General features: G+C 61.5%; 19 protein-coding genes. 17 read left to right on the top strand and 2 right to left on the bottom strand.

What is annotated here, in order from left to right:
• Positions 1-317 precede the first annotated feature (317 nt).
• The gene (locus NE850_RS05395; protein ID WP_007176694.1) at positions 318-1,319 is read right to left on the bottom strand and encodes an AraC family transcriptional regulator; all 1,002 of its coding nucleotides are present in this window, start codon (positions 1,317-1,319) and stop codon (positions 318-320) included.
• A gap of 246 nt (positions 1,320-1,565) precedes the next feature.
• On the opposite strand from NE850_RS05395, the gene NE850_RS05390 reads away from it, so the two are divergent.
• From NE850_RS05390 to NE850_RS05350, 9 genes are all read left to right on the top strand, one after another.
• Entirely contained in the window at positions 1,566-2,621 is a 1,056-nt protein-coding gene (locus tag NE850_RS05390) for a 3-keto-5-aminohexanoate cleavage protein (RefSeq protein WP_007176695.1), read from the top strand.
• 152 nt (positions 2,622-2,773) lie between these two features.
• Entirely contained in the window at positions 2,774-4,117 is a 1,344-nt protein-coding gene (locus NE850_RS05385) for an MFS transporter (RefSeq protein WP_007176696.1), read from the top strand.
• Positions 4,118-4,207: 90 nt separating this feature from the next.
• Entirely contained in the window at positions 4,208-5,188 is a 981-nt protein-coding gene (locus NE850_RS05380) for a quinone oxidoreductase (RefSeq protein ID WP_007176697.1), read from the top strand.
• Between the two features lie 10 nt (positions 5,189-5,198).
• Complete coding sequence (locus NE850_RS05375) at positions 5,199-6,047, top strand: TauD/TfdA family dioxygenase (protein WP_007176698.1); 849 nt, start codon at positions 5,199-5,201, stop codon at positions 6,045-6,047.
• A gap of 76 nt (positions 6,048-6,123) precedes the next feature.
• Positions 6,124-6,684 carry an alpha/beta hydrolase gene (locus NE850_RS05370; protein WP_007176699.1) on the top strand — a complete coding sequence of 187 codons (561 nt, stop codon included), beginning with the start codon at positions 6,124-6,126 and terminating at the stop codon, positions 6,682-6,684.
• Positions 6,671-7,033, top strand: a complete 363-nt coding sequence (locus NE850_RS05365; RefSeq protein WP_007176700.1) for a Rieske 2Fe-2S domain-containing protein — start codon at positions 6,671-6,673, stop codon at positions 7,031-7,033. Before NE850_RS05370 ends, NE850_RS05365 begins: the two co-directional genes overlap by 14 nt.
• Before the next feature lie 57 nt (positions 7,034-7,090).
• Positions 7,091-7,261, top strand: a complete 171-nt coding sequence (locus NE850_RS05360; RefSeq protein ID WP_157187690.1) for a hypothetical protein — start codon at positions 7,091-7,093, stop codon at positions 7,259-7,261.
• Between the two features lie 93 nt (positions 7,262-7,354).
• Entirely contained in the window at positions 7,355-8,500 is a 1,146-nt protein-coding gene (locus NE850_RS05355; protein WP_007176701.1) for a porin, read from the top strand.
• Positions 8,501-8,530: 30 nt separating this feature from the next.
• On the top strand, positions 8,531-8,917 hold the full coding sequence (locus tag NE850_RS05350) for a BON domain-containing protein (protein ID WP_007176702.1): 387 nt from the start codon (positions 8,531-8,533) through the stop codon (positions 8,915-8,917).
• 536 nt (positions 8,918-9,453) lie between these two features.
• On the opposite strand, the gene NE850_RS05345 is transcribed toward NE850_RS05350, so the two are convergent.
• A complete protein-coding gene (locus NE850_RS05345) occupies positions 9,454-9,879 on the bottom strand; it encodes an SgcJ/EcaC family oxidoreductase (RefSeq protein ID WP_232292830.1) in 426 nt (141 codons plus the stop codon).
• A 381-nt stretch (positions 9,880-10,260) separates the two neighbouring features.
• On the opposite strand from NE850_RS05345, the gene NE850_RS05340 reads away from it, so the two are divergent.
• The 8 genes from NE850_RS05340 to NE850_RS05305 all read left to right on the top strand — a co-directional run bounded on the left by NE850_RS05340 (position 10,261) and on the right by NE850_RS05305 (position 20,606).
• Positions 10,261-12,831 (top strand): beta-propeller fold lactonase family protein, encoded by a 2,571-nt coding sequence (locus tag NE850_RS05340; protein ID WP_165188082.1) that lies wholly within the window; start codon positions 10,261-10,263, stop codon positions 12,829-12,831.
• A gap of 171 nt (positions 12,832-13,002) precedes the next feature.
• Positions 13,003-13,419 (top strand): autotransporter outer membrane beta-barrel domain-containing protein, encoded by a 417-nt coding sequence (locus NE850_RS05335; protein ID WP_035516534.1) that lies wholly within the window; start codon positions 13,003-13,005, stop codon positions 13,417-13,419.
• 401 nt (positions 13,420-13,820) lie between these two features.
• The gene (locus NE850_RS05330) at positions 13,821-14,234 is read left to right on the top strand and encodes a rhodanese-like domain-containing protein (protein WP_007176705.1); all 414 of its coding nucleotides are present in this window, start codon (positions 13,821-13,823) and stop codon (positions 14,232-14,234) included.
• Positions 14,235-14,422: 188 nt separating this feature from the next.
• A complete protein-coding gene (gene ftrA, locus NE850_RS05325; protein ID WP_007176706.1) occupies positions 14,423-15,388 on the top strand; it encodes a transcriptional regulator FtrA in 966 nt (321 codons plus the stop codon).
• 178 nt (positions 15,389-15,566) lie between these two features.
• Entirely contained in the window at positions 15,567-16,334 is a 768-nt protein-coding gene (locus NE850_RS05320) for a hypothetical protein (protein ID WP_007176707.1), read from the top strand.
• Between the two features lie 43 nt (positions 16,335-16,377).
• The gene (locus NE850_RS05315) at positions 16,378-17,598 is read left to right on the top strand and encodes a DUF2252 domain-containing protein (protein ID WP_007176708.1); all 1,221 of its coding nucleotides are present in this window, start codon (positions 16,378-16,380) and stop codon (positions 17,596-17,598) included.
• A 267-nt stretch (positions 17,599-17,865) separates the two neighbouring features.
• The gene (locus tag NE850_RS05310; protein ID WP_310698509.1) at positions 17,866-19,278 is read left to right on the top strand and encodes a GH1 family beta-glucosidase; all 1,413 of its coding nucleotides are present in this window, start codon (positions 17,866-17,868) and stop codon (positions 19,276-19,278) included.
• Between the two features lie 89 nt (positions 19,279-19,367).
• The gene (locus NE850_RS05305; protein ID WP_007176710.1) at positions 19,368-20,606 is read left to right on the top strand and encodes an ABC transporter substrate-binding protein; all 1,239 of its coding nucleotides are present in this window, start codon (positions 19,368-19,370) and stop codon (positions 20,604-20,606) included.
• The last annotated feature ends 8 nt before the right edge of the window (positions 20,607-20,614 follow it).

Raw genomic sequence — 20,614 nt, 5'->3', positions numbered from 1 at the left:
AAAGCAGCTTTGTATCCGACCATGCCCGCACCCGCTATCGTGCCAGTCGCCGGATCACCTGCCGTCCATTCCTCCGTGATGTAGCCGTACCCGCGGGCCGCCAGATAGAGGTTTGAGCAATGAACTGCGCCATGCGCTACGCTCACTCATGTTCTGTTCGCCCGCTCTGGACCCGGTTTGGCTCGCGCACCAGATGCTTGCGGGTGATGGACACGACTGTCTGCGCCGCGCGTCCGGGTGATTTATGGTTGCGAGTTTTCGGTGATTCGACGACTGGCTTGCGATCGAAACTTCGAAGGGCCCAAGGCGTATCGCGATCATTTCAAATGGCTGTTGCGCCAGTTACGCGGCGTCACACCAAAGCGCGAATTAAACCAGTTTGTGAAGGAACCCTGCTGCGAATAGCCGAGCAGTGCGGAAACCCTCCCGATGGGATAGCGCGGATTGCTCATATAGCGCACGGCAAGTTCGCGCCTGACTTCCTCGACCAGATGCGAGAAGCTGGTATGCGCCACGTCAAGCTGGCGCTGCATGGTGCGAACACTCAGACGCAAATGGCGGGCAACCAGTTCGACGCTGGCCTGTTCGAGGGGCAACAGCAAGTAGATTGCCTTGCGCACTTCCAGCGCGGTCGAATCCACGCCCGTCATGTTGAGTGAATCCGCGAGACTTTCGGCATATCGCACCAGTTCGGGGTCAGCGGCGGGATTCGGGTAGTCGAGATCGGCGGCCGCACACACAAAGCCGTTGAAATCGCTGCCGAACTCCAGCGGGCAGCCGAAGAACCGTCGATGAAACGTCAGGTTTTTCGGGCCCTGATGAACAAAATGGACCGAGCGTGGCTTCCAGTGGTCACCCAGCAACGCGCTGGAGTGACGCCAGAGGACACCGACCGCGAGTTCAATCGCCTGATTCGTCGGGGTACCCGGTTCGACGACCAGTTCCTCCCGAATGGTGACTGTTTCGCCAGCATCCTCGACGTAAAGAGCCAGGGCTTCGTTCAGCAGATGCCGGTATTCGGCCGTAGCCAGCAGAACCTCGCGCAGCGTGCGCTTGTGCGCGAGCAGAACATTGACCACACCGGTACCGAACTTCTGCCGGGTCTCGGCCATTTGAAGCGCGAAAGTCGGGCATGACGCCTTGTTGGCTGTCAGTTCCAGCAGCCGGCACGATCTGGCTGCCGGAATGCGATCGTCCGGATTCGCAAGCGCCGCGGTATCGATCCCGACCTGCTGGGCAAGCTCGACCGGGTTCAGTCCGAGCCGCCGCGCCACATCGAAATAGCCGCTCATTGCTACCGAGCGCAACATCGTTTCCATGGCTTTGTCTCCGCACCCCTCTCGCGGGCGGCGTCGCTGTGTCTGGGAATGAAATGCCTACCGTGCGCACGTACTGGTGTTAACGCGCAGTGGCACGAAATACTAAAAAGATGGCGTTCAATCATAAAAGTGTAACGCAGGATTGCCGTATCGTGCGATCTCAGCGGTTCATCATGTTCCGACCAGTTCTCACGCGGCCAGCCGTGTCGCGAGCGTCGGAATACCGTCCCCCAATTGGAGAACACGATGCAATTCCTCGACGATTCGCTGCACCCCGAGAACCAGGACAAGGTTGTTATCACGACTGCTCCGTACGGCCCGGAATGGATGCCCGAGGACTTTCCGGAAGACATACCGGTGACGATGGCGGAGCAGATCCAGAAGGCCGTCGACTGCTACAACGCTGGCGCGACCGTCCTGCACCTGCACGTGCGTGAACTGGATGGCAAGGGCTCCAAGCGCCTGTCGAAATTCAACGAACTCATTGCGGGTGTGCGCGCAACCGTGCCCGACATGATCATCCAGGTCGGTGGCTCGATCTCGTTCGCGCCGGAAGACGACGGCCAGGCCGCGAAGTGGCTGTCGGACGATACGCGCCACATGCTGGCCGATCTCGACCCGAAGCCCGACCAGGTGACGGTGGCGATCAATACCACGCAGATGAACATCATGGAGTTGCTCTATCCGGCGTACCTGGAAGGCACTTCGTTGGCCAATCCCGCGCTCATGGCCGCGTATAGCGAAATGACGGTTCCCGCCGGCCCGGCATGGGTCGAGGAGCACCTGCGTCGTCTGCAGGCCTCCGGCATCCAGCCGCACTTCCAGCTCACGGGCATCCATGCGCTCGAGACACTCGATCGCCTCGTGCGCAAGGGTGCCTACAAGGGGCCGCTCAACCTGACATGGATCGGTATCGGCGGGGGCTTCGACGGCCCCAACCCATTCAACTTCTTCAACTTCGTGCACCGCGCGCCGGACGGCTGTACGCTCACCGCCGAGTCGCTGCTCAAGAACGTGTTGCCGTTCAACATGATGGCGATGGCTATGGGCCTGCATCCTCGCTGCGGCATCGAAGACACGATCATCGACCAGCACGGCAGCAGGATGACTTCGGTACAGCAGATCGAACAGTGCGTGCGCGTGGCGCGCGAACTGGGCCGCGAGATTGCTTCCGGCAAGCAGGCGCGGGACATCTACCGCATCGGCGTGCAGTACGAAACGGTCGACGAGACGCTCGTGGCCAACGGCATGGCGCCGAATCGCAAGGCCGGTGTGAAGAACCTGCCGCTGCGCGCGGCGTAAGGGATTGGAACGCGGCTGACGCTTCGCGGATGTCGGGTTCTGAAAGTCGGGTTCCCGATCTGGCGGGAACGGTTGCACGATATCCATAAGGATCCCTTTGCCCTGCCGGGCAAAGGCGGTCGCCAACGAGCTGGACACGAAGGAGACGACTCATGTTCACGCATGCCGAGCCCACGACGGCCGATGTTTCGACGACGCAAAAAGACGTGCGCGCGTATGCGTGGGTGGTATTTGCGCTGACGGTCGGCTTGCTGCTCTCCGACTATATGTCGAGGCAGGTGTTGAATGCGGTGTTTCCGATGCTCAAGGCCGCATGGAACCTCTCCGATACCCGGTTGGGCTCGCTGAGCAGTGTGGTCGCGCTGATGGTCGGCGTGCTCACCTTTCCGCTGTCGGTACTTGCCGACCGCTGGGGCCGCGTGAAGAGCATTCTCCTGATGGCTGCGATGTGGAGTCTCGCGACCCTCGGCTGTGCGCTCTCGACAAGCTATGGCGAGATGCTGCTGGCGCGCGCCTTCGTCGGTGTCGGTGAAGCCGCCTATGGCAGTGTCGGCATCGCGGTCGTCCTTAGCATCTTTCCGGCACGGCTGCGCGCCACACTCACCGCCGCGTTCATGGCTGGCGGTGCATTCGGTTCAGTGCTGGGCATGGCGCTGGGCGGTGCGGTCGCGGCTCACCTGGGCTGGCGCGCCGCGTTCGGTGCAATGGCGGCTCTGGGGATCGTGCTGCTGGCCGCCTACCGGTTTGCCGTCACTGAAAAACAGTTGGCGCGCCTGCAGCCCGCAAATGTGAGCAGGCAAGCCCAGGGCCACGGTGTGTGCACGAGCTTCCGCGCGCTGATGAAAGGGCTCTTTTCGACGAAGTCAGTCGTGTGCGCCTACGTCGGCAGCGGTATCCATCTGCTGGTCCCGGCAGCCGTGTGGGCATGGATGCCCAGCTTCCTGAACCGCTACTACGGTATGTCCACCGGCAAGGCGGCCATGAGCGCGGCCGTGTTCGTGCTGGCGACCGCGGTCGGCATGGTGGTGTGCGGAAATCTGACCGACCGGCTCTGCAAGCATGCTCGGGAGAGGAAGTGGAGCACAGCCATCGCCTTCTGCCTGATCTGCTTCGTTTTGCTTACGATCGGTTTCCGGATGCCGGTGGGTCCGGCACAGCTCATCGTGATCGGCGCCGCCATGTTCTTCAGCGCAGGCGCGACCGGTCCCTCGGGTGCGATGGTGGCGAACCTCACCCCGCCGCCGATCCATGCGTCGGCGTTTGCCACTCTAACGCTGGCGAACAACCTGCTGGGGCTGGCACCCGCTGCTGTCCTGACGGGCATCGTGGCCGACCGGATCGGGCTGCTCGGCGCGTTGCAACTCGTGCCGTTTGCGCCGCTCGTCGCAGCAGTCGCCTTCTTCATCGGCAAGCGGAATTATGGTGTCGACCTCGATCGCGTGGGTGCCCTGCGTGAACAGGCCGGTGCAGACCCAATGGCCACCGGCAAGCTTTAGGCCTCGCAAGTGAACCCGAGAGCGGGGCGGAGAGCACCGTCGGCGAGCAGATATAAATTTGTAGTTCGAGTAAAGAACAGGAGATTCGAAATGGCGAAAGCAGTGCGTTTCCATGAAACCGGCGGTCCCGAGGTTTTGCGCTATGAAAACGTTGAAGTGGGCGACCCCGGCCCAGGGCAGGTTCGCTTGCGCCATGAGGCAGTGGGTCTGAATTTCGCCGACACCTACTTCCGCACCGGCCTGTACCCCGTGCCGCTACCTGCGGGCATGGGCGTCGAGGCTGCAGGGGTGGTCGAGGTAATCGGCTCCGACGTGACCAACGTTACGCTCGGCGATCGCGTGACCTACACGGGCTTTCTCAACACACTCGGCGCCTACAGCACCGAACGCCTGGTCCCGGCCGCGCCGCTCATCAAGCTGCCGGATACGATCTCCTGCGAAACAGCTGCCGGTATGACGATGCGAGGTCTGACCTCGTCATACCTGATGCGTCGCATCCGCGATTTCAGGGCGGGTGACACGATTCTGCTGCACGCTGCCGCCGGCGGGGTCGGGCTGATTGTGTCGCAATGGGCGAAGCTGCTAGGCCTCACCGTCATAGGCACTGTTTCGAACGAGGCCAAGGGTGAGGTAGCGCGCGCGCATGGCTGCGACCACATCGTCTACTACAGCCGGGAAGACGTCGCGAAGCGCGTGCGCGAACTGACCAACGGCCTGGGTGTGGACGTCGTGTTCGACAGCGTCGGCAAGGATACCTTCGAGTCATCGCTCGATTCGCTCCGGCGCCGTGGCCTGATGGTCTGCGTCGGCACGGCTTCGGGGCCGATCCCGCCATTCAATCCGCAGCTTCTGGCAATGAAGGGCTCGCTCTACCTGACACGCCCCGCGCTGGCAGACTATATTGCCGATCCCGCCGAAAAAGACGAACTCGCCGGTGAACTCTTCGGACACGTCGCCGCGGGCCGCATCAAGATCGAACTCAACCAGCGTTACGCGCTGGAGGACGCGGCGCAGGCCCACCGCGACCTTGAATCTCGCAAGACGACCGGCTCGTCGGTCTTCGTCGTCTGAGGAGAACGCCATGCGAGCCGAACCATTGACGTGTGCCATTGGCGCCGAACTCATCGGCGTGAATCTTGCCGATGCCGTCGACGATGACGGCCTGTTTGCCGAGATCCGTGCTGCGCTGCTCAAACACCGGGTGCTGTTTCTGCGCGACCAGAACATCTCGCGCGCGGAGCATGTTGCGTTTGCGCGCCGTTTCGGCGAACTGGAGGACCATCCTGTCGCCGGCAGCGACCCGGAACATCCCGGGCTCGTGCGCATCTACAAGAACCAGGATCAACCCAACGATCGGTATGAAAACGCGTGGCACGCGGATGCCACCTGGCGCGAGGCGCCGCAGTTCGGCGCCGTCCTGCGTTGCGTTGAGTGCCCGCCGGTCGGCGGCGACACAATGTGGGCAAACATGGTCCTTGCATACGGGAACCTGCCTGACCACATCAAGACCCAGATCGCAGACCTGCGCGCTCGCCACAGCATCGAGGCGAGCTTCGGTGCCGCGATGCCGATCGAAAAACGTCTCGCTCTGAAGGCTCAATTCCCGGATGCGGAGCACCCCGTCGTGCGTACGCACCCGGAGACCGGTGAGAAAGTGTTGTTCGTGAACGCCTTCACCACCCATTTCACCAATTACCACACGCCAGAGCGCGTGCGCTTCGGGCAGGACGCCAATCCGGGCGCGGGTGACCTGCTGCGCTACCTCATCAGCCAGGCCTACATCCCCGAGTACCAGGTGCGCTGGCGCTGGAAACCCAACAGCATCGCGATCTGGGACAACCGCAGCACGCAGCACTATGCAGTGATGGACTACCCGCCATGTCACCGCAAAATGGAGCGCGCCGGAATTATCGGCGACAAGCCGTACTGATCGGGCAGCAAACCCTCTTGCATGGGATCGGAGTAGCGCGCTAAAGCGCTAACTCCGATCGACGGAAAACCACTTCATGACGCTCGATATGACGCCCACCATCCTGATGGTGCCGGGCTTGCGCGACTTCGTCGCAGAGCATTGGCAAACGCTGTTGGAGCGGAGATTGCCTAACGCGATCTCGGTGCCACCGCTTGAGCACGACAAACTCAGTTGCGCGGCGCGCGTCGCGGCGCTCGATGCAGCCCTCGCGAAAATCGCTGGCCCGGTGATCCTGGTCGCGCATAGCGCGGGCGTGATGATCGTGGTGCATTGGGCCCAGCAGCACAGCCGCAGGATTCACGGTGCGCTGCTTGCCGCTCCGGCCGACCTCGAGACGCCGCTGCCCGCAGGCTATCCCGCCTTCGATGCGCTCGCTCAGAACGGTTGGCAGCCGATTCCACGAAAGCCGCTGCCGTTTCCGAGCATCGTCGGTGCAAGCCGCAACGATCCGCTCGCGCAGTTCGAGCGTGCCGAGGCGATGGCGAAAGATTGGGGCAGTCGGCTCGCCGACCTTGGCGAAGTCGGTCACCTGAATCCGGCTGCAGGGTTTGGCGAATGGCCGATGGCGGAGACACTGATCCATGAACTCGTCTGATCAGATACCGGTTGGCGCGGTCGGTGAACTCGTGCCAGGTCAGCGAAAACTGGCCTTCATCAGTGGCCGCGGTGTAGTCCTGTTTAACATCGACGGCACGATCCACGCGATCGACGACTCGTGTCCCCACCAGGGAGCCTCGGTCGCAAATGGCCATCTCGACGGATGTGTGCTGAGCTGCCCGGCGCATGGCCTGCGCTTCGACCTGCGCACCGGTTGCATGCCGGGACCAGGCGGGTTGAGCCTGGCGACTTTCCCGGTACGCGCTATCGACGGAAAGCTGTTCGTTAGCCTCGAAGATCCCGCTGCCGTTCCCGCGCAGGCAACGGCATGCAATGCAGCGCTGTGATCCGGGCCGCGCGCGAACATGGAGTCATTCCGGGGAACAAGGATCCGAGGTTCGCTGATGCAGCAACCGCTGGTTGCGTCGCTGCTCATGTTCTTTGACGACCGGGTTGCGAAGTGGTGGAAGCCGGACGCAGTGGTGTTCGTCGAATCGGTTCCGCTCGGCGCGATGGGCAAGGTGCTCAAAAATCAGTCACGGGATCAGTGCGGCGATTACTACCAGTCGGCCTGACACACCGACGAGGCAACAACACAGTTTCATTCTCGCAATAAGCCATAAATCAGCCGGGGCCACCCGGCGCGCCTCACACCTGGAGGAGACACAATGAAATTCAAGTCAGGCAGCCTGGCAGTGCTGATAGTTTTTTCTGCGACCGCCCATGCGCAGTCGTCGATTACGCTCTACGGCGTACTCGACAGTGGGCTCCTCTATCAAAGCACCTCGGCCGCGACGTTTCTGCCGAACGCGCCGAACCTGGGGCATGTTTATCAACTCAAGGACGGCGGCATCTATTCGAGCTACTGGGGGCTGAAGGGGAGCGAAGACATCGGCAGCGGATACAAGATCACGTTCAGGCTGCAAGGCACGTTCAACACCACGAACGGCAAGTTCGGGCTGTCCGACACGCCGGGCGCGACCGCACTCTTCAATCAGTATGCGACGCTTGGGGCAACCGGCCCGTTTGGCACCCTCGACGCCGGCCGGCAGATCGTCCCGATGATCTACGCGATGGCGGAGACTGACGTACGCGGTGCACAGTATTTCGGCAGCATTCTGACTGCGTGGTTGGGAATCAATCAGGCGGCCGGCTGGCCCGGCACCAGCACGAACGCTCCAATCGGCGCCCTGTATGACAGCAACGCGCTGGTCTACAGTTCGCCAAAATTCTATGGCACGACGCTCGCACTCGAGTACGCGCCGGGCGGAGTCGCGGGGCAGTTTCAGGGCGGCACGCGCGAGTCGGCTGTGCTCAAGTATTCGAACTACGGCCTGAACCTGTCTGCGGTGTACTACAACGGACATGACACCAATCCGTTCCCGCTGACCTATCCGGCGGCGCCGGTTGCGCCTGCGACAGGCCAGAGCAACAATCGCTTCTACTATTTCGGTGCGATGTATACGATTCGCGGATTTTCGGTATCTGCCTCGTACGCTATTGCCAGAAATCCGGCGAAGAGCAACAGCGTCGACTTCGAAATGGCGTCGGGCGGCCTCGGCTACCAGTTCAATCCGAGCTTCAGGATCACGTCAGGCTACTACTACCTGAAAGATCGAAATAATTCCGCGAATCACTCGAGCGAATTCGCAGTAGGTGCGGAGTACAACCTGTCCCTGAGAACCAGGGCGTACGCGCAGGTGGGGTATGTCAACAACAAGGGGACGATGAACCAGACGATCGTCTATGGAGCCCCAGTTGCGCCGGGCGTCTCCACCACTGCGGCTATGGTCGGCATTCGTCATAGCTTCTGATTCCGTCACTTTCACGAACCGGAGTAATCCATGAAAACGATTAACGCACTCGAGTTGGCAATCGCCGCATGGTTCGTTGTCGCGTCCACGACGGCGTGGTCCCAGACTGGTGACGCAGCCAGTGCACCCGCCGGTGCGCAGAGTGCGTCTGCAATGACCGCATCGGGCACTGTGGCGTCCAAGGGCAGGAAAGCGGACCGCGCCCTGCGCCGCAGAGTCTATGCCGCCATTGGGAAGAACAAGGGAATCAGCGCCGGAGACATCAGTATCACAGCGAAAGACGGTGCGGTGAAACTGAATGGCACGGTCACGGAAGCTGGCCAGATCGGCGAGGCCGAGGTGATCGCCAGAAGCGTTCCCGGAGTGACGTCGGTGACCAACAGGCTATCGGTGAAAAAACCGTTTGGCGGCACGTAAGCCGCCGTATTCGAGCATGGAACATCGAGCATGGCGAGGCCGAAGACCACTGGTCACGCCGACTGCTACCCATTAGTGGCGACGCGCGATTGGGCGGCCTTGCGCAGCCGCTGTCTCTTTCCGAGTCTGAAGCAGACACTCAAATGGCCTGGGTTGCATCTCGCCCGGCGTCTCTAACTGGGCCGACTTATGCCTGATGCGGTCGGCCTCGAACGACTCTGAGCGGTCCTTCAGACTCGCCGAAACGGATATTCGACGCGAGCCTATGTATGGCAGCGTTACCGCGTTAAACAATACAAAACATCGGGACAGTCTTCTTCGTTTCTATTTCCATCACTGTATGCGATGGCAACGAACCCATGCTGCTCATAAATCGCAGCGGCATCGTGGTTCATTTGGAACGTGTAGAGTTGGAGCTTCCCATCGGTCTGCCGGACACGTCGATCGCATATCGATCCACGACGAACACTCAATCCGCCCGCAGGCAGACAATTGCCTACGTCCATGCACGTCGTGGAAATAATGTCTCCGCTCGATCAGAGTCCCTGACCGTCTCTCAAGATAGCTTCTCCCGTGCGAGGATTCGTCAGCGTGACGTTCTCGAGCGCCTTGATTCGCCACTCGCCAGCCTGCCGTGTCAGCACCGCGAGGATCAGCGTGTCGACAGCGTGCGACCCCGCCGGATGGGCCGCGCCAACCGTGAGCCGGCTCCAGAAGTGCATGACCGTCGCATCGTCACCGATCGCGATCACGTCGATCAGTTCGTTCTCCAGCGTGGAATCGCTGTAGATGGTTGCGTGGATGGGTGCATGCAGCTTGATAATCGCCTCGACGCCGCGTACGTAGTGCCCGAACCGGTTTACGAATGTCGCATCTTCGTGGAACAGTGCTCCGAGGGACTCCATGTCGTGACTGTTCCAGGCGGTCTGAAACGCGTGGGGCGCGTCTTCCGGTTGTCTCATTTGAATCATTTGAATTCTCGCAAGTGTCTACATTGGGCCGCCCGACATCCGCATCGGGTACTCGCTGTGGGGCGCCCAAAGCGAATTCTGCCTCACACGGCATGTCGGTTCATGGCGGGGCGCTACCTGTCGGTAATCAGCAGCACGCGAGTCGCAGCACCGCGCGACATACAGCCCGGCAGATAATTGTAATTACCGCTCTGGCTTCAGCCCCTCATTCTCCAAACGCTATGGACGTAGCACCTTTAAAGGATGCCGTCAATGGACGTTAGTGTCCCGCATGCAACGCTGAAACGTTCTTATCTCACCGATTTCGTTTTGCCTGGCATTTCGATCACATAATCCGGCACACCTCCCCGACGCCGACATAAGTAGAAAACAATGAACATGCAAGGTCATCCACCACTTTCCCGTAGTTTCTTCGGTTTCCTGATCGTCATCTTCGTCAGCGGTGTGCTTGCTGCATGCAGCGGCTCGGTCGATTCGAACACAGCGAAGCCTGCAACAACTCCAGCGGCAACCTATCGCGTCACAGGTACTGCGGCCTACGGCCGTCCGGTTGTCAGTCGGACCGTTCAGGCAGTAGATTCGACAGGTCGACTGTGCGCGCAAGCGACGACGTCGAGCAACGGTTCCTATACGATGGATACGAGCCGTTGCGCAGCAGGCGCAGCCGCCTTCTCGGTCGAGGGATACACCATACCCTCCGGTGTTTCGCTGATGGCCGTTGCCGTTCCTGTGCAGGGAACGCCCGTGATCAACGGCGTCGTCAATATCGATCCGCTGACGACCCTGATTGCCTACGCCTCCGCCGGCATGGTGACAAGCACCCCGGCCCCGGCTACCGCGGCGCAAGCGCTGGCCTTGCTGTCCAAAGTGACGAGCGCGCAATACCAGCGGGCGCGGTCGGACGTGCTGACGGCATCCTTGCTGCTGCTTCTGCAGAACACTTACGGTGTGCAGACGAGTGGATTCTCGGCAGGAGCCACGTCATTCGCCGCCGATGGTCAAGGCATCGATGCCTTCTTCGACGCCTATCCCTTAACGGCGCCGACCTCCGCGAGCGTGCAGATTGCGCCAGCGTCGGGCGCAGGGCTATCGGTTCGTGTTTCGTTGCCGACTACCCCGACCACGGGCTCGACCGGTTCAGGCGGTTCGACGGTAACCTCCAACGTTAGCTTCACGGTGGGCGGTCAGGTCTCCGGGCTATCGGGCGGCCCGATGACGTTGCTGCTCAATGGAGCCAATGCGTTGGTCGTGCCGGCCAACGGCGCCTTCAGATTCTCGACGCCGATCGCGAGCGCCTACACGGTCAGCGTGGGCAGTCAGCCTGCCGGCCAGACCTGCAGCGTGGGTCAGGGCACCGGCGTGGCCGCCACAGCCAACATAACCAATGTGGTTGTGAGTTGCTCGGCCAACAGCTACACCGTGGGCGCCAACGTTTCTGGTCTGGCGGGCGGGGCGCAGGTCGTGCTCCAGAACAACGGCGGCGATGCCACCACCGTCAGCAGCAATGGCAACGTCACCTTCGCCGGGCGAATCGCCTACAACGGCAGCTACAACGTCAGCGTCGCGACGCAGCCCAGCGGGCAGACGTGTACGGTTTCGAATGGCAGCGCCAGCGGTGTGTCCGCCAACGTCACTAATGTGAACGTCGTTTGCGCCATCGAAACTTACACCATCAGCGGCAGCGTGACGGATCTCAGCGGTACGCTCGTGCTGCAGAACAACGGCGCTGACTCGACCACCATCGCCAGCAACGGCAGTTTCTCCTTTGCCACGCCTGTGGCGTATGGCGGGAACTACAACGTGACGGTCGGCACCCAACCGACCAATCAGACATGCACTGTCACGAATGGTAGCGCCGGCGGTGTCACGGCTAACGTGAGCAACGTTGCGGTCCAATGCGTGGTAACGAGCCGGCCAATCTATATGTATGTGCCCGACTATAACAACGGGCAAATCCTGGGCTACACGATCGACACCGTCACAGGGGCACAGTCGACCATTCCGGGCAGCCCCTTTGCAGCCGGCGCGCAGGACCGCTGGATCACTGTGGACGCTAGCGGCACCTATGCTTTCGTTCCGAGTGAGAGTGCGAACACCCTGTCGGTGTATGGCATCAATCACAGCACAGGCGCATTGACGCAACTTCCGGGCAGTCCTTATCCGGTTGGCGCCACCCCGAATTCCGTCACCGTGAACCCGGCCGGCACACTGGTCTTTATTCCCAATGCAAACAGCAATACGGTTTCGGTTTTTAGCATCAACCGTAGCACGGGCGCGCTGACCCCAGTGCCCGGCAGCCCATTCGCAACAGACTCGGTACCGACCAAGGTGGCGATCAATCCGGCCGGTACCTTCGCTTTCGTGGCGGATCAGAACGGAACGGCGATTTCTGTCTATAGCATCGACGCAAGCACGGGCGCTTTGACACCGGTGGCCGGCAGCCCGTTTTCCAATGGCGGGAATCAGCCTATGGGCATCACGACCGATCCGTCAGGGACTCACGTGTACGCCACCAATGCTCAAGGCAACGTGACAGGCTTCAGCATCGATCAATCGACGGGAGTCCTGACCGCCATCGCTGGAAGTCCGTTTGCGATGGGCTACGCGTATCAGGATGGCGCATCGATGAACACCGCCTTCAATGCCTCAGGCACGCTTGCCTTCGTGGCGACCGGCCAGGACGGCGCTGTTTTAAGCTATAGCGTTGACGCCACCTCGGGTGCACTGACGCAGATTGCCGGCGATATCGATACGGTTGGCGGCGGCGGTGCTGTCTTTGTCACGCTCGATCCAACAGGCACGTTGCTGTTCGAGGCAAATTTCATCCACATCACCGTGGGTATCAAGCAGATCAATCAGACCACCGGTGCGTTGACCGATATTCCTGGTAGCCCGTTCGGGGTCGGCGCGCGGCCTTACGATATCGCGATCGTGCAGCCTTGACGGCGTCGTGCGATAGACAAACATTGACGGCGGTTCTCTCGTTCCTGATCTGAAAGGTGTTCTGGAAGAGCAATATCAATGCCATGTATTCGATGAGTGTCTTTCCGGCCATGTGAAAAATTTGGGCGGTCACCGATTTAATCTTTGCGCAAACGCCAGTCATCGACAAATATGTATGAGTCAGACTGGCTCTTGCGTGAGGCCGATGACGGCAGCTTTCTCGCCGGGCATCGCGACATTGCCGGGGTCTATTTCGCTCATGGCAACAGCAACCTTGACGTAGACGGTCTTGTCACCAATGCGGCGGCAACGGCCTACGTCCTGACTCGCACCGGCAAACTGAATCTCGATGCGTATTCCGGCGGCGCGTACTGGACACACTACGGCCCCACCGGCTGGTACGTCGACGCAGTGTTTCAGGGCACGTCCTATCAGGGCGAGGCGACCACGCAATCCGCCCGGTTGCCGACCACGGGCAATGGTTTCGTCACGTCGGTGGAAGCCGGTTACCCCGTACCGTTGCCGCTCGGACCGGGTTTTGTGCTGGAACCGCAGATCCAGGTCATCGACGATGTTCAGCGCGGATGAGGTGCCATTGGAAGAAGAAGCTACGCGGCCGGTGTCACGGCGAAGATGAGCCTGTGTCTGAGCTTCTATGCCCAGGCGGGCTACCAAGTTCGCGGTGGGCGGCTCGGACGGAGGGGGCGGCGTCAGGGCGTGCAGGGCGATCTGGGCCTTCGGTACGCCTGGTGATTCTGTGTTGTTTGCGATCGGTCAGCATCGAGGCACCTCATGATTGATCCGCCGGCCACGAACGGCCGGTGAGGGCAGCTAGACGTTCAATGTCGGCGAACGCCCAGCCGCAACAACCTCGAGCGCGGCTGTTCGACGTGGCGTGATCTTACCGGAATATGTCATTCACGCCGCTAGCTGATCGTGCATGAGACCCGGACAATGCGTTGCAACCCTACACGCAGAAGGAGATTCACATGTCCCCGGTCTCGACCGTTCCACCCGCCGACAGCGCTGCCGCACTCGCTCACTTCAGTACCCTGTTGTCGTTCGAAACCGATTGCGCCGATGTGCAAGCCGCACTCGAAAGTGCCGATCCGCTTTCCGTCGACTTCGTATTGCTCGACGTGCGTAGTCCCGCACTTTTCGCACGCGGCCACGTGCCGGGCGCAGTGAACCTTCTGCACGGCAAGATCGTGGCGTCGAAGCTTGCCGGGTATTCGCCCGATACGCTCTTCGTCACTTACTGCGCGGGCCCTCACTGTAACGGCGCGACGCGTGCCGCAATCAAACTTGCCCAATTAGGCCGCCCGGTCAAGGTAATGATCGGCGGCGTTACCGGCTGGCTCGACGAGGGTTTCCAGCTAGCTACCGGCAACGAAAAAAAATGATCTATGACGCGGCCAGGTGAGGCAGGTTGAATCAGTCAATGCGAAACACGGCGCGACGACAGATCCTTTCGCGGTCTTTCGCATTTCTCTCACCTGTATTGCGCATGGATATCAGGAGCTTTTCGTTGTGGCGTTATGCTCCAGGCGGGGTAGGTGGCGGAATCATCAATCTCCGGTAACATCACGCCATGCACAATCATCTCGTCGTTGCGCTTGCTTACGACCGGCTCTGCACCTTCGAATTCGGCTGTGTGACCGAGCTATTCGCGCTCGATCGTCCCGAACTCGGCGTGGACTGGTATCGCTTCGCGGTCTGCGCAAGCGAACCGGGCCCGATTCGCGCGGCGGGAGGCGTGACCCTCGCCGCGCCTTACACGCTCAGGTTGCTGGAGCGCGCCGACACGATCGTCATTCCCGGCTGGCGCGACGCCGACGAAGTGCCACCCAAACCGCTGCTGAAGAAGATTCGCGCGGCTTACGAGCGCGGCGCGCGCATCTGTTCGATCTGCTCCGGCGTATTTGTTCTCGCGGCTGCGGGGGTGCTCGACGGCAAGACCGTCACCACACATTGGCGCTACGCCGACAAATTGCAGCAGCGCTATCCGCAATTGAGCGTGCAGCCGGACGCGCTCTATGTCGACGAAGGGCGGATCATCACGTCGGCGGGTTCGGCGGCGGGGCTCGACATGCTGTTGCATCTGGTGAGGCGCGATCACGGCAGCGCGGTCGCGAACCGGGTCGCGCAGCGGCTCGTGGTGCCGCCGCATCGCGAGGGCGGGCAGGCGCAGTTCGTGCCGCGCCCCATGCCGCAGGACGAAAGCGGGCGTCTGTCCAGACTGATGGACTGGGTGCGCGGTCATCCTGCCTTGCCGCACACCTTGCGTTCGCTCGCCGAGCGCGCGGCGATGAGTCCACGCACATTGCAGCGGCAGTTTCACGACGCCACCGGCATGGCGCCTTATGAGTGGCTCGTGCGCGAGCGTGTGGCCATTGCGCGCGAACTGCTCGAAGCGCAGGCGCTGCTGCCGATGGCGCGCGTCGCGGAACTGGCGGGATTCGGTTCCGAGGAATCGTTGCGGCGGCATTTCCGGCGCATTGCGTTGACGAGTCCGGCCGCGTATCGCAAGAAGTTCGGCGCGCGGGAAACGGCTTAGCACCGCGTTGCGCCGGGTGAATGGGTTCGCTCGTTCGGCGTCTTTCGGCCATGCTCGCGAACAGGCGCCGCGCCCCTGTCCACGCCTCGGCTGCGGCGCTTATCATGTAGCAGTCTTACACGTCGATGCCTTGTCAGAAAGCGCTTCCCGCCCACCCGCTCTGAGAAAAACGCTCGCCATGCAAAATATCCTCGACTACCCGGCGCTCGTGTTCATCGTGTCCTTTGTACTGATGTGGATGTCGGCCCGTCTCGGCGCCGCGCTTCTGCGGCGTTTCAGAAAAATCGAGGACGAGGCCCGCGAGGACTTCAGCGTGATTCAGGCCGCTACGCTGACGTTGCTTGCGTTGATCATCGGTTTCACTTTTTCGATGGCGGTGGGGCGTTACGACCAGCGCAAGAATTACGAGGAAGAAGAGGCGAACGCGATCGGCACCGAATACGTTCGCGCGGACCTGTTGCCGGCGGCAGACGCGGCGGCGGTGCGCGGCCTGCTGAAAAACTACCTCGATGAGCGCGTGCTGTTCTATACCACGCGCGACGCGCAGGAACTGGCGAAGGTCAACGCCGAGACCGAGCGCCTGCAGGGCGCAATGTGGTCTACTGTGAGACAGGCGGCCGCCGCGCAGCCCACGCCGGTCGTCGCGCTCGCCGTTTCAGGAATGAACGATGTGCTCAATACGCAGGGCTATACCCAGGCAGCGTGGTGGAATCGCATTCCGTACGCGGCCTGGGCGCTCATGGCGTTGATCGCAATGGGCGCCAATCTGCTGGTCGGCTACGGCGCGCGCGCATTGAAAGCGGGAGCGGGATTGCTGCTGATCGTACCGCTGGTGGTGTCGTTATCGTTCACGCTGATTGCCGACATAGACAGCCCACGCGGCGGCGTGATTCGCGTGAAGCCGCTCAATCTGCACGCGCTGGCGGATTCCATGCGTTCGCATTGAACGATGGTCGAGCCGCACTCAGCCGCATATTCAGGGGAAACTCATGTTCGATGTCGCCAGGACCATCGCCAGTTTCAACGCAGGGCGCGATCCCGAGCGGCTTGCGATGAAATACAAGGCCATGCGCACTTCGCCGTTCGTGTTTTTGCGCGGCACCTGCCACCTGTTTTACGAACGCCTGCCGCGCGACAAGACGCTCGACGACGCGCCGCCGGTATGGATCTGCGGCGACATGCATCTGGAAAATTTCGGCAGCTACAAGGCCGATAATCGCCTGATCTACTTCGATAACAACGATTTCGACGAAGCCTGCCTCGCGCCGAATCTCTACGAACTGGTGCGTCTGCTGACGAGTGTGCTGGTCGGCGCGAGCGATCTCAAGCTGAGCCGCGCGCAGGCGCTGGCGTTGTGCCACACCGCTCTGGAAGCGTATGGCGCCGCGCTCGCGGACGGCAAATCGCGCTGGATCGAGGAGGAAACCGCGACGGGTATGGTCCGCGATCTGTTCGTCGCACTCGCCAGCCGCACACGGGTTGCACATCTGGACCGGCGCACCACGCTCAAAGGCAAGACCCGCACGCTGAAAGTGGACGGCAAGAAAGCGCTGGCGGTCGGCGACACCCAGCGTGCCGCGGTCACCCAATTCATGCTGAAGTTCGCCGCGGGCGAGCCCAATCCCGACTTCTTCCGTATTCTCGACGTCGCGCGGCGGATTGCCGGCACGGGGAGTCTCGGCGTGGACCGCTATGTGATTCTCGTCGAGGGTAAAGGCTCGCCGGACGGCAACTATCTGATCGATCTGAAAGAAGCGCTGCCTTCGTCCGTCACACCGCACCTGAGTACGCCGCAACCGGCCTGGCAGACGGAAGCGCAGCGCGTGGTGGAAATTCAGCGGCGTAATCAGGCGGTCTCGCAGGCATTCCTGCATGCTGTCGAATTCAATCAGCGATCCTATGTGTTGCGCAGTCTGCAGCCTTCGGAAGACCGCGTGGCGTTGAGCGACTGGGACGGCAAGCTGCCGCGTCTCGAAGAGGTGGTCAACAACATGGCCGGGTTGAGCGCGTGGGCGCATCTGCGCAGCGGCGGCCGGCAGAAATCGTCGATCGCCGATGAGTTGATCGCGTTCGGCAATCGCCGCGACTGGCAGTTGCCGTTGGTCGACATCGCGATGCAATGCGAGGCCCAGGTGGCGGCAGACTGGAAAGCATATTGCGATGCCTACGACAGCGGCGAGTTCAACCTGACCGCCACCACCAGGCCTTGAGCTTCATCACGCCGGGCGCATGACATCGCGCCCGGTGCGCTTCCGGCGCGTTGGCAGTGCCGCCCGCAAGAGGCCCGCAAGAGGCCCACCATGCGCGGCGCATCGTGACGCCGCGCGTGCCAGCGCCGCTCCAGACAAACCCTGATTGCTGCGTTGAAGCCGCCGCTGCTATCGTTCGCTGGTCGTTGTGGAAGCGCTTCCACTTCAGCCTCAGATCGGGCTGTGCAGGACTTTCGCCGTACCCGGTTCAACCACCCAGGAGAATCCGTGGCAAACGACGCATCCGCTGTATCCGACGCTCTCTCTCCCCATTCCCAATCGTTCGCCGATCCTTTCACGCCGTCCGCGGACTCGTCGTTGTGGCGCAAGAACTTTCTGCTCGGCGCGGCCACGGCTTCGTATCAGATCGAAGGCGCGGTGAACGAAGACGGCCGTCTGCCGTCCATCTGGGACACCTTCTCGGCAATACCCGGCAAGGTGCTGGCCGGCGACAGCGGTGCCGTGGCCTGTGATCACTATCATCGCTGGGAAGCGGACGTCGACATGCTGGCCGGGCTCGGTCTCGAAGGCTACCGGCTCTCCATTGCCTGGCCGCGCGTGATGGATACGGCCGGCGTGCCGAACCGCAAAGGGCTCGAGTTCTACAAGCGCCTGCTGGCACGGCTCAAGGAGAAGGGCATCGCGACCTTCGTCACGCTGTATCACTGGGACTTGCCGCAGCATCTGGAAGATCGCGGCGGCTGGCTCAACCGCGATACCGCATACCGTTTCGCCGATTACGCCGACCTCATGAGTCGCGAACTGGCCGGCAGCGTGGACGGGTGGATGACGCTGAACGAACCCTGGTGCTCGGCGTATCTCGGCTACGGCAACGGCCATCACGCGCCTGGGCTTGCCGACGCGCGCTATGCCACGCAGGCCATGCATCATTTGCTGCTGGCGCACGGTCTCGCCATGCCGGTGCTGCGCGCCAACGATCCGGCTTCGCAGAAGGGCATCGTCGCCAACATTGGACGCGGCACGGCCAACAGCGAGAGCGCCGCCGATCGGCGCGCGGCGCATCTGTTCGAGGTGCAGCACAACGCATGGATTCTCGATCCGCTGCTCGAAGGCCGCTACCCGCAGGATCTGTTCGGCCTGTGGCCCGGCACCGAGCCGCTGGTGCTGGGCGGCGATATGCAAACCATTGCCGCGCCGCTGGACTTTCTCGGCATGAACTACTATTTCCGCACCAATGTCGCGAGCGACGGTGCGCATGGTTTCAGGGAAGTGCCGCTCGAAGGCGTGGAGCGCACGCAGATGGGTTGGGAAGTGTATCCGGACGGCTTGCGCGATCTGCTGATCGGCTTCAAGGCCACGTACCGGAATCTGCCGCCGATCTACATCACCGAAAACGGTATGGCTTCGGATGACAAGGTGATCGACGGCCGGGTGGATGACATTCAACGCATTTCGTTTCTGAAGCGCCATCTTGCCGCGGTCGATGAAGCGATCAAGGCAGGCGTGGAGATTCGCGGTTATTTTCTCTGGTCGCTGATGGATAACTTCGAGTGGGCGTTCGGGTACGAGCGGCGCTTTGGTGTCGTGCACGTGGATTACGCGACTCAGAAACGCACGGTTAAACACAGTGCCGAATTGGTGTCGAAATTCCTGAAGGAGCGCAAGGCACGAAGGGAGTAGCAGAGGAGGATGGTTGGGATGTCGGGTTGAGACAAGGATGCTGGGCCTGGTGCAACTATCGATATGCTTTGCATGGGATGGGAGACAAAATGAATCGTAGAAAAATGGTCTTGCGAGGCATAGTTGCGGCACTGGCGTTGTACGGCGTCGTCGCGCATGCGGAGCCTTTGAAGGCCAACGTGATTCACTGGTGGACCTCGGGCGGCGAGTCGGCCGCGATTCGCCAGTTCGCCGATGCGTATAACAAGGCCGGCGGCCAGTGGGTCGACAACGCGGTGGCGGGCGCGGATCAGGCGCGCTCCACGGCGATCAACCGGATCGTCGGCGGCGATCCGCCCACGGCCGCGCAGTTCAATACGTCCAAGCAATTTCACGATCTGATCGATCAGGGCTTGCTGAACAACGTCGACGAGGTCGCGGCGAAAGAGAACTGGAACGCCGTGTTCCCGCAGTCGATTCTCGACAGCATCAAGGTGAAGGGGCATTACTACGCGGCGCCCGTCGACATCCACATGCCGGCCTGGTTCTTCTACTCGAAGCCGGTGTTCCAGAAAGCGGGTATCACCGCCGAGCCGAAGCGCTACGACGAATTCATCGCCGATCTCGGCAAGCTCAAAGCCGCGGGCGTGATTCCGCTCGCGCTCGGCGGCCAGCCCTGGCAGGAGAAAATCACGTTCGACGCGGTGCTGGCGGACGTGGGCGGTGCCGATCTGTATCTGAAGGTGTATCGCGATCACGACATGAATGCGGTGAAGTCGGATGCGTTCAAGAAAGTGCTGGCGTCGTTCAAACGTCTGCACGATTTCGTCGATGCCGGCTCGCCTGGCCGTAACTGGAACGACGCCACCGCGCTCGTGATCTCCGGCAAAGCGGGCGTGCAGATCATGGGCGACTGGGCCAAGGGCGAATTCTCGGCGGCCAACCAGAGTGCGGGTAAAGATTTTGGCTGCTTCCCGGGTTTCGGTCCGCATTCGCCGTATCTGGTCGCGGGCGACGTGTTCGTGTTCCCGAAAACGGACAACCCCACCACGATCAAGGCGCAGAATCTGCTTGCCACGGTAATGACCTCGCCGGCCGCGCAAGTCGCATTCAGCGCGAAGAAAGGCTCGATTCCGATTCGTCCCGACGTGGACGCCAGCAGTCTCGACATCTGCGCGAAGGAGGGCATTGCGATCATGAAAGACAAGTCGCGTCAGTTGCCGAATCCGGAAATGCTGCTCTCGCCTGACACGCAGGGCGCGTTGATCGACGTCATCACCAACTTCTGGAACAAGAACCAGTCGGTCGACGACGCGCAGAAGGCGTTTGCCAGTGCGTTGAAGAGCTAGGTGCGCCC

This window comes from Paraburkholderia sp. USG1, assembly GCF_031570135.1.
In the GTDB taxonomy this organism is placed as follows: domain Bacteria; phylum Pseudomonadota; class Gammaproteobacteria; order Burkholderiales; family Burkholderiaceae; genus Paraburkholderia; species Paraburkholderia dioscoreae.
This window is presented reverse-complemented; position numbering and strand designations above follow the sequence as displayed.

Coding starts and splice junctions, on each gene's coding strand:
- NE850_RS05395 (WP_007176694.1), bottom strand. CDS start 1,319: ATGGAAACGATGTTGCGCTCGGTAGCAATGAGCGGCTATTTCGATGTG.
- NE850_RS05390 (WP_007176695.1), top strand. CDS start 1,566: ATGCAATTCCTCGACGATTCGCTGCACCCCGAGAACCAGGACAAGGTT.
- NE850_RS05385 (WP_007176696.1), top strand. CDS start 2,774: ATGTTCACGCATGCCGAGCCCACGACGGCCGATGTTTCGACGACGCAA.
- NE850_RS05380 (WP_007176697.1), top strand. CDS start 4,208: ATGGCGAAAGCAGTGCGTTTCCATGAAACCGGCGGTCCCGAGGTTTTG.
- NE850_RS05375 (WP_007176698.1), top strand. CDS start 5,199: ATGCGAGCCGAACCATTGACGTGTGCCATTGGCGCCGAACTCATCGGC.
- NE850_RS05370 (WP_007176699.1), top strand. CDS start 6,124: ATGACGCTCGATATGACGCCCACCATCCTGATGGTGCCGGGCTTGCGC.
- NE850_RS05365 (WP_007176700.1), top strand. CDS start 6,671: ATGAACTCGTCTGATCAGATACCGGTTGGCGCGGTCGGTGAACTCGTG.
- NE850_RS05360 (WP_157187690.1), top strand. CDS start 7,091: ATGCAGCAACCGCTGGTTGCGTCGCTGCTCATGTTCTTTGACGACCGG.
- NE850_RS05355 (WP_007176701.1), top strand. CDS start 7,355: ATGAAATTCAAGTCAGGCAGCCTGGCAGTGCTGATAGTTTTTTCTGCG.
- NE850_RS05350 (WP_007176702.1), top strand. CDS start 8,531: ATGAAAACGATTAACGCACTCGAGTTGGCAATCGCCGCATGGTTCGTT.
- NE850_RS05345 (WP_232292830.1), bottom strand. CDS start 9,879: ATGAGACAACCGGAAGACGCGCCCCACGCGTTTCAGACCGCCTGGAAC.
- NE850_RS05340 (WP_165188082.1), top strand. CDS start 10,261: ATGAACATGCAAGGTCATCCACCACTTTCCCGTAGTTTCTTCGGTTTC.
- NE850_RS05335 (WP_035516534.1), top strand. CDS start 13,003: ATGTATGAGTCAGACTGGCTCTTGCGTGAGGCCGATGACGGCAGCTTT.
- NE850_RS05330 (WP_007176705.1), top strand. CDS start 13,821: ATGTCCCCGGTCTCGACCGTTCCACCCGCCGACAGCGCTGCCGCACTC.
- ftrA (WP_007176706.1), top strand. CDS start 14,423: ATGCACAATCATCTCGTCGTTGCGCTTGCTTACGACCGGCTCTGCACC.
- NE850_RS05320 (WP_007176707.1), top strand. CDS start 15,567: ATGCAAAATATCCTCGACTACCCGGCGCTCGTGTTCATCGTGTCCTTT.
- NE850_RS05315 (WP_007176708.1), top strand. CDS start 16,378: ATGTTCGATGTCGCCAGGACCATCGCCAGTTTCAACGCAGGGCGCGAT.
- NE850_RS05305 (WP_007176710.1), top strand. CDS start 19,368: ATGAATCGTAGAAAAATGGTCTTGCGAGGCATAGTTGCGGCACTGGCG.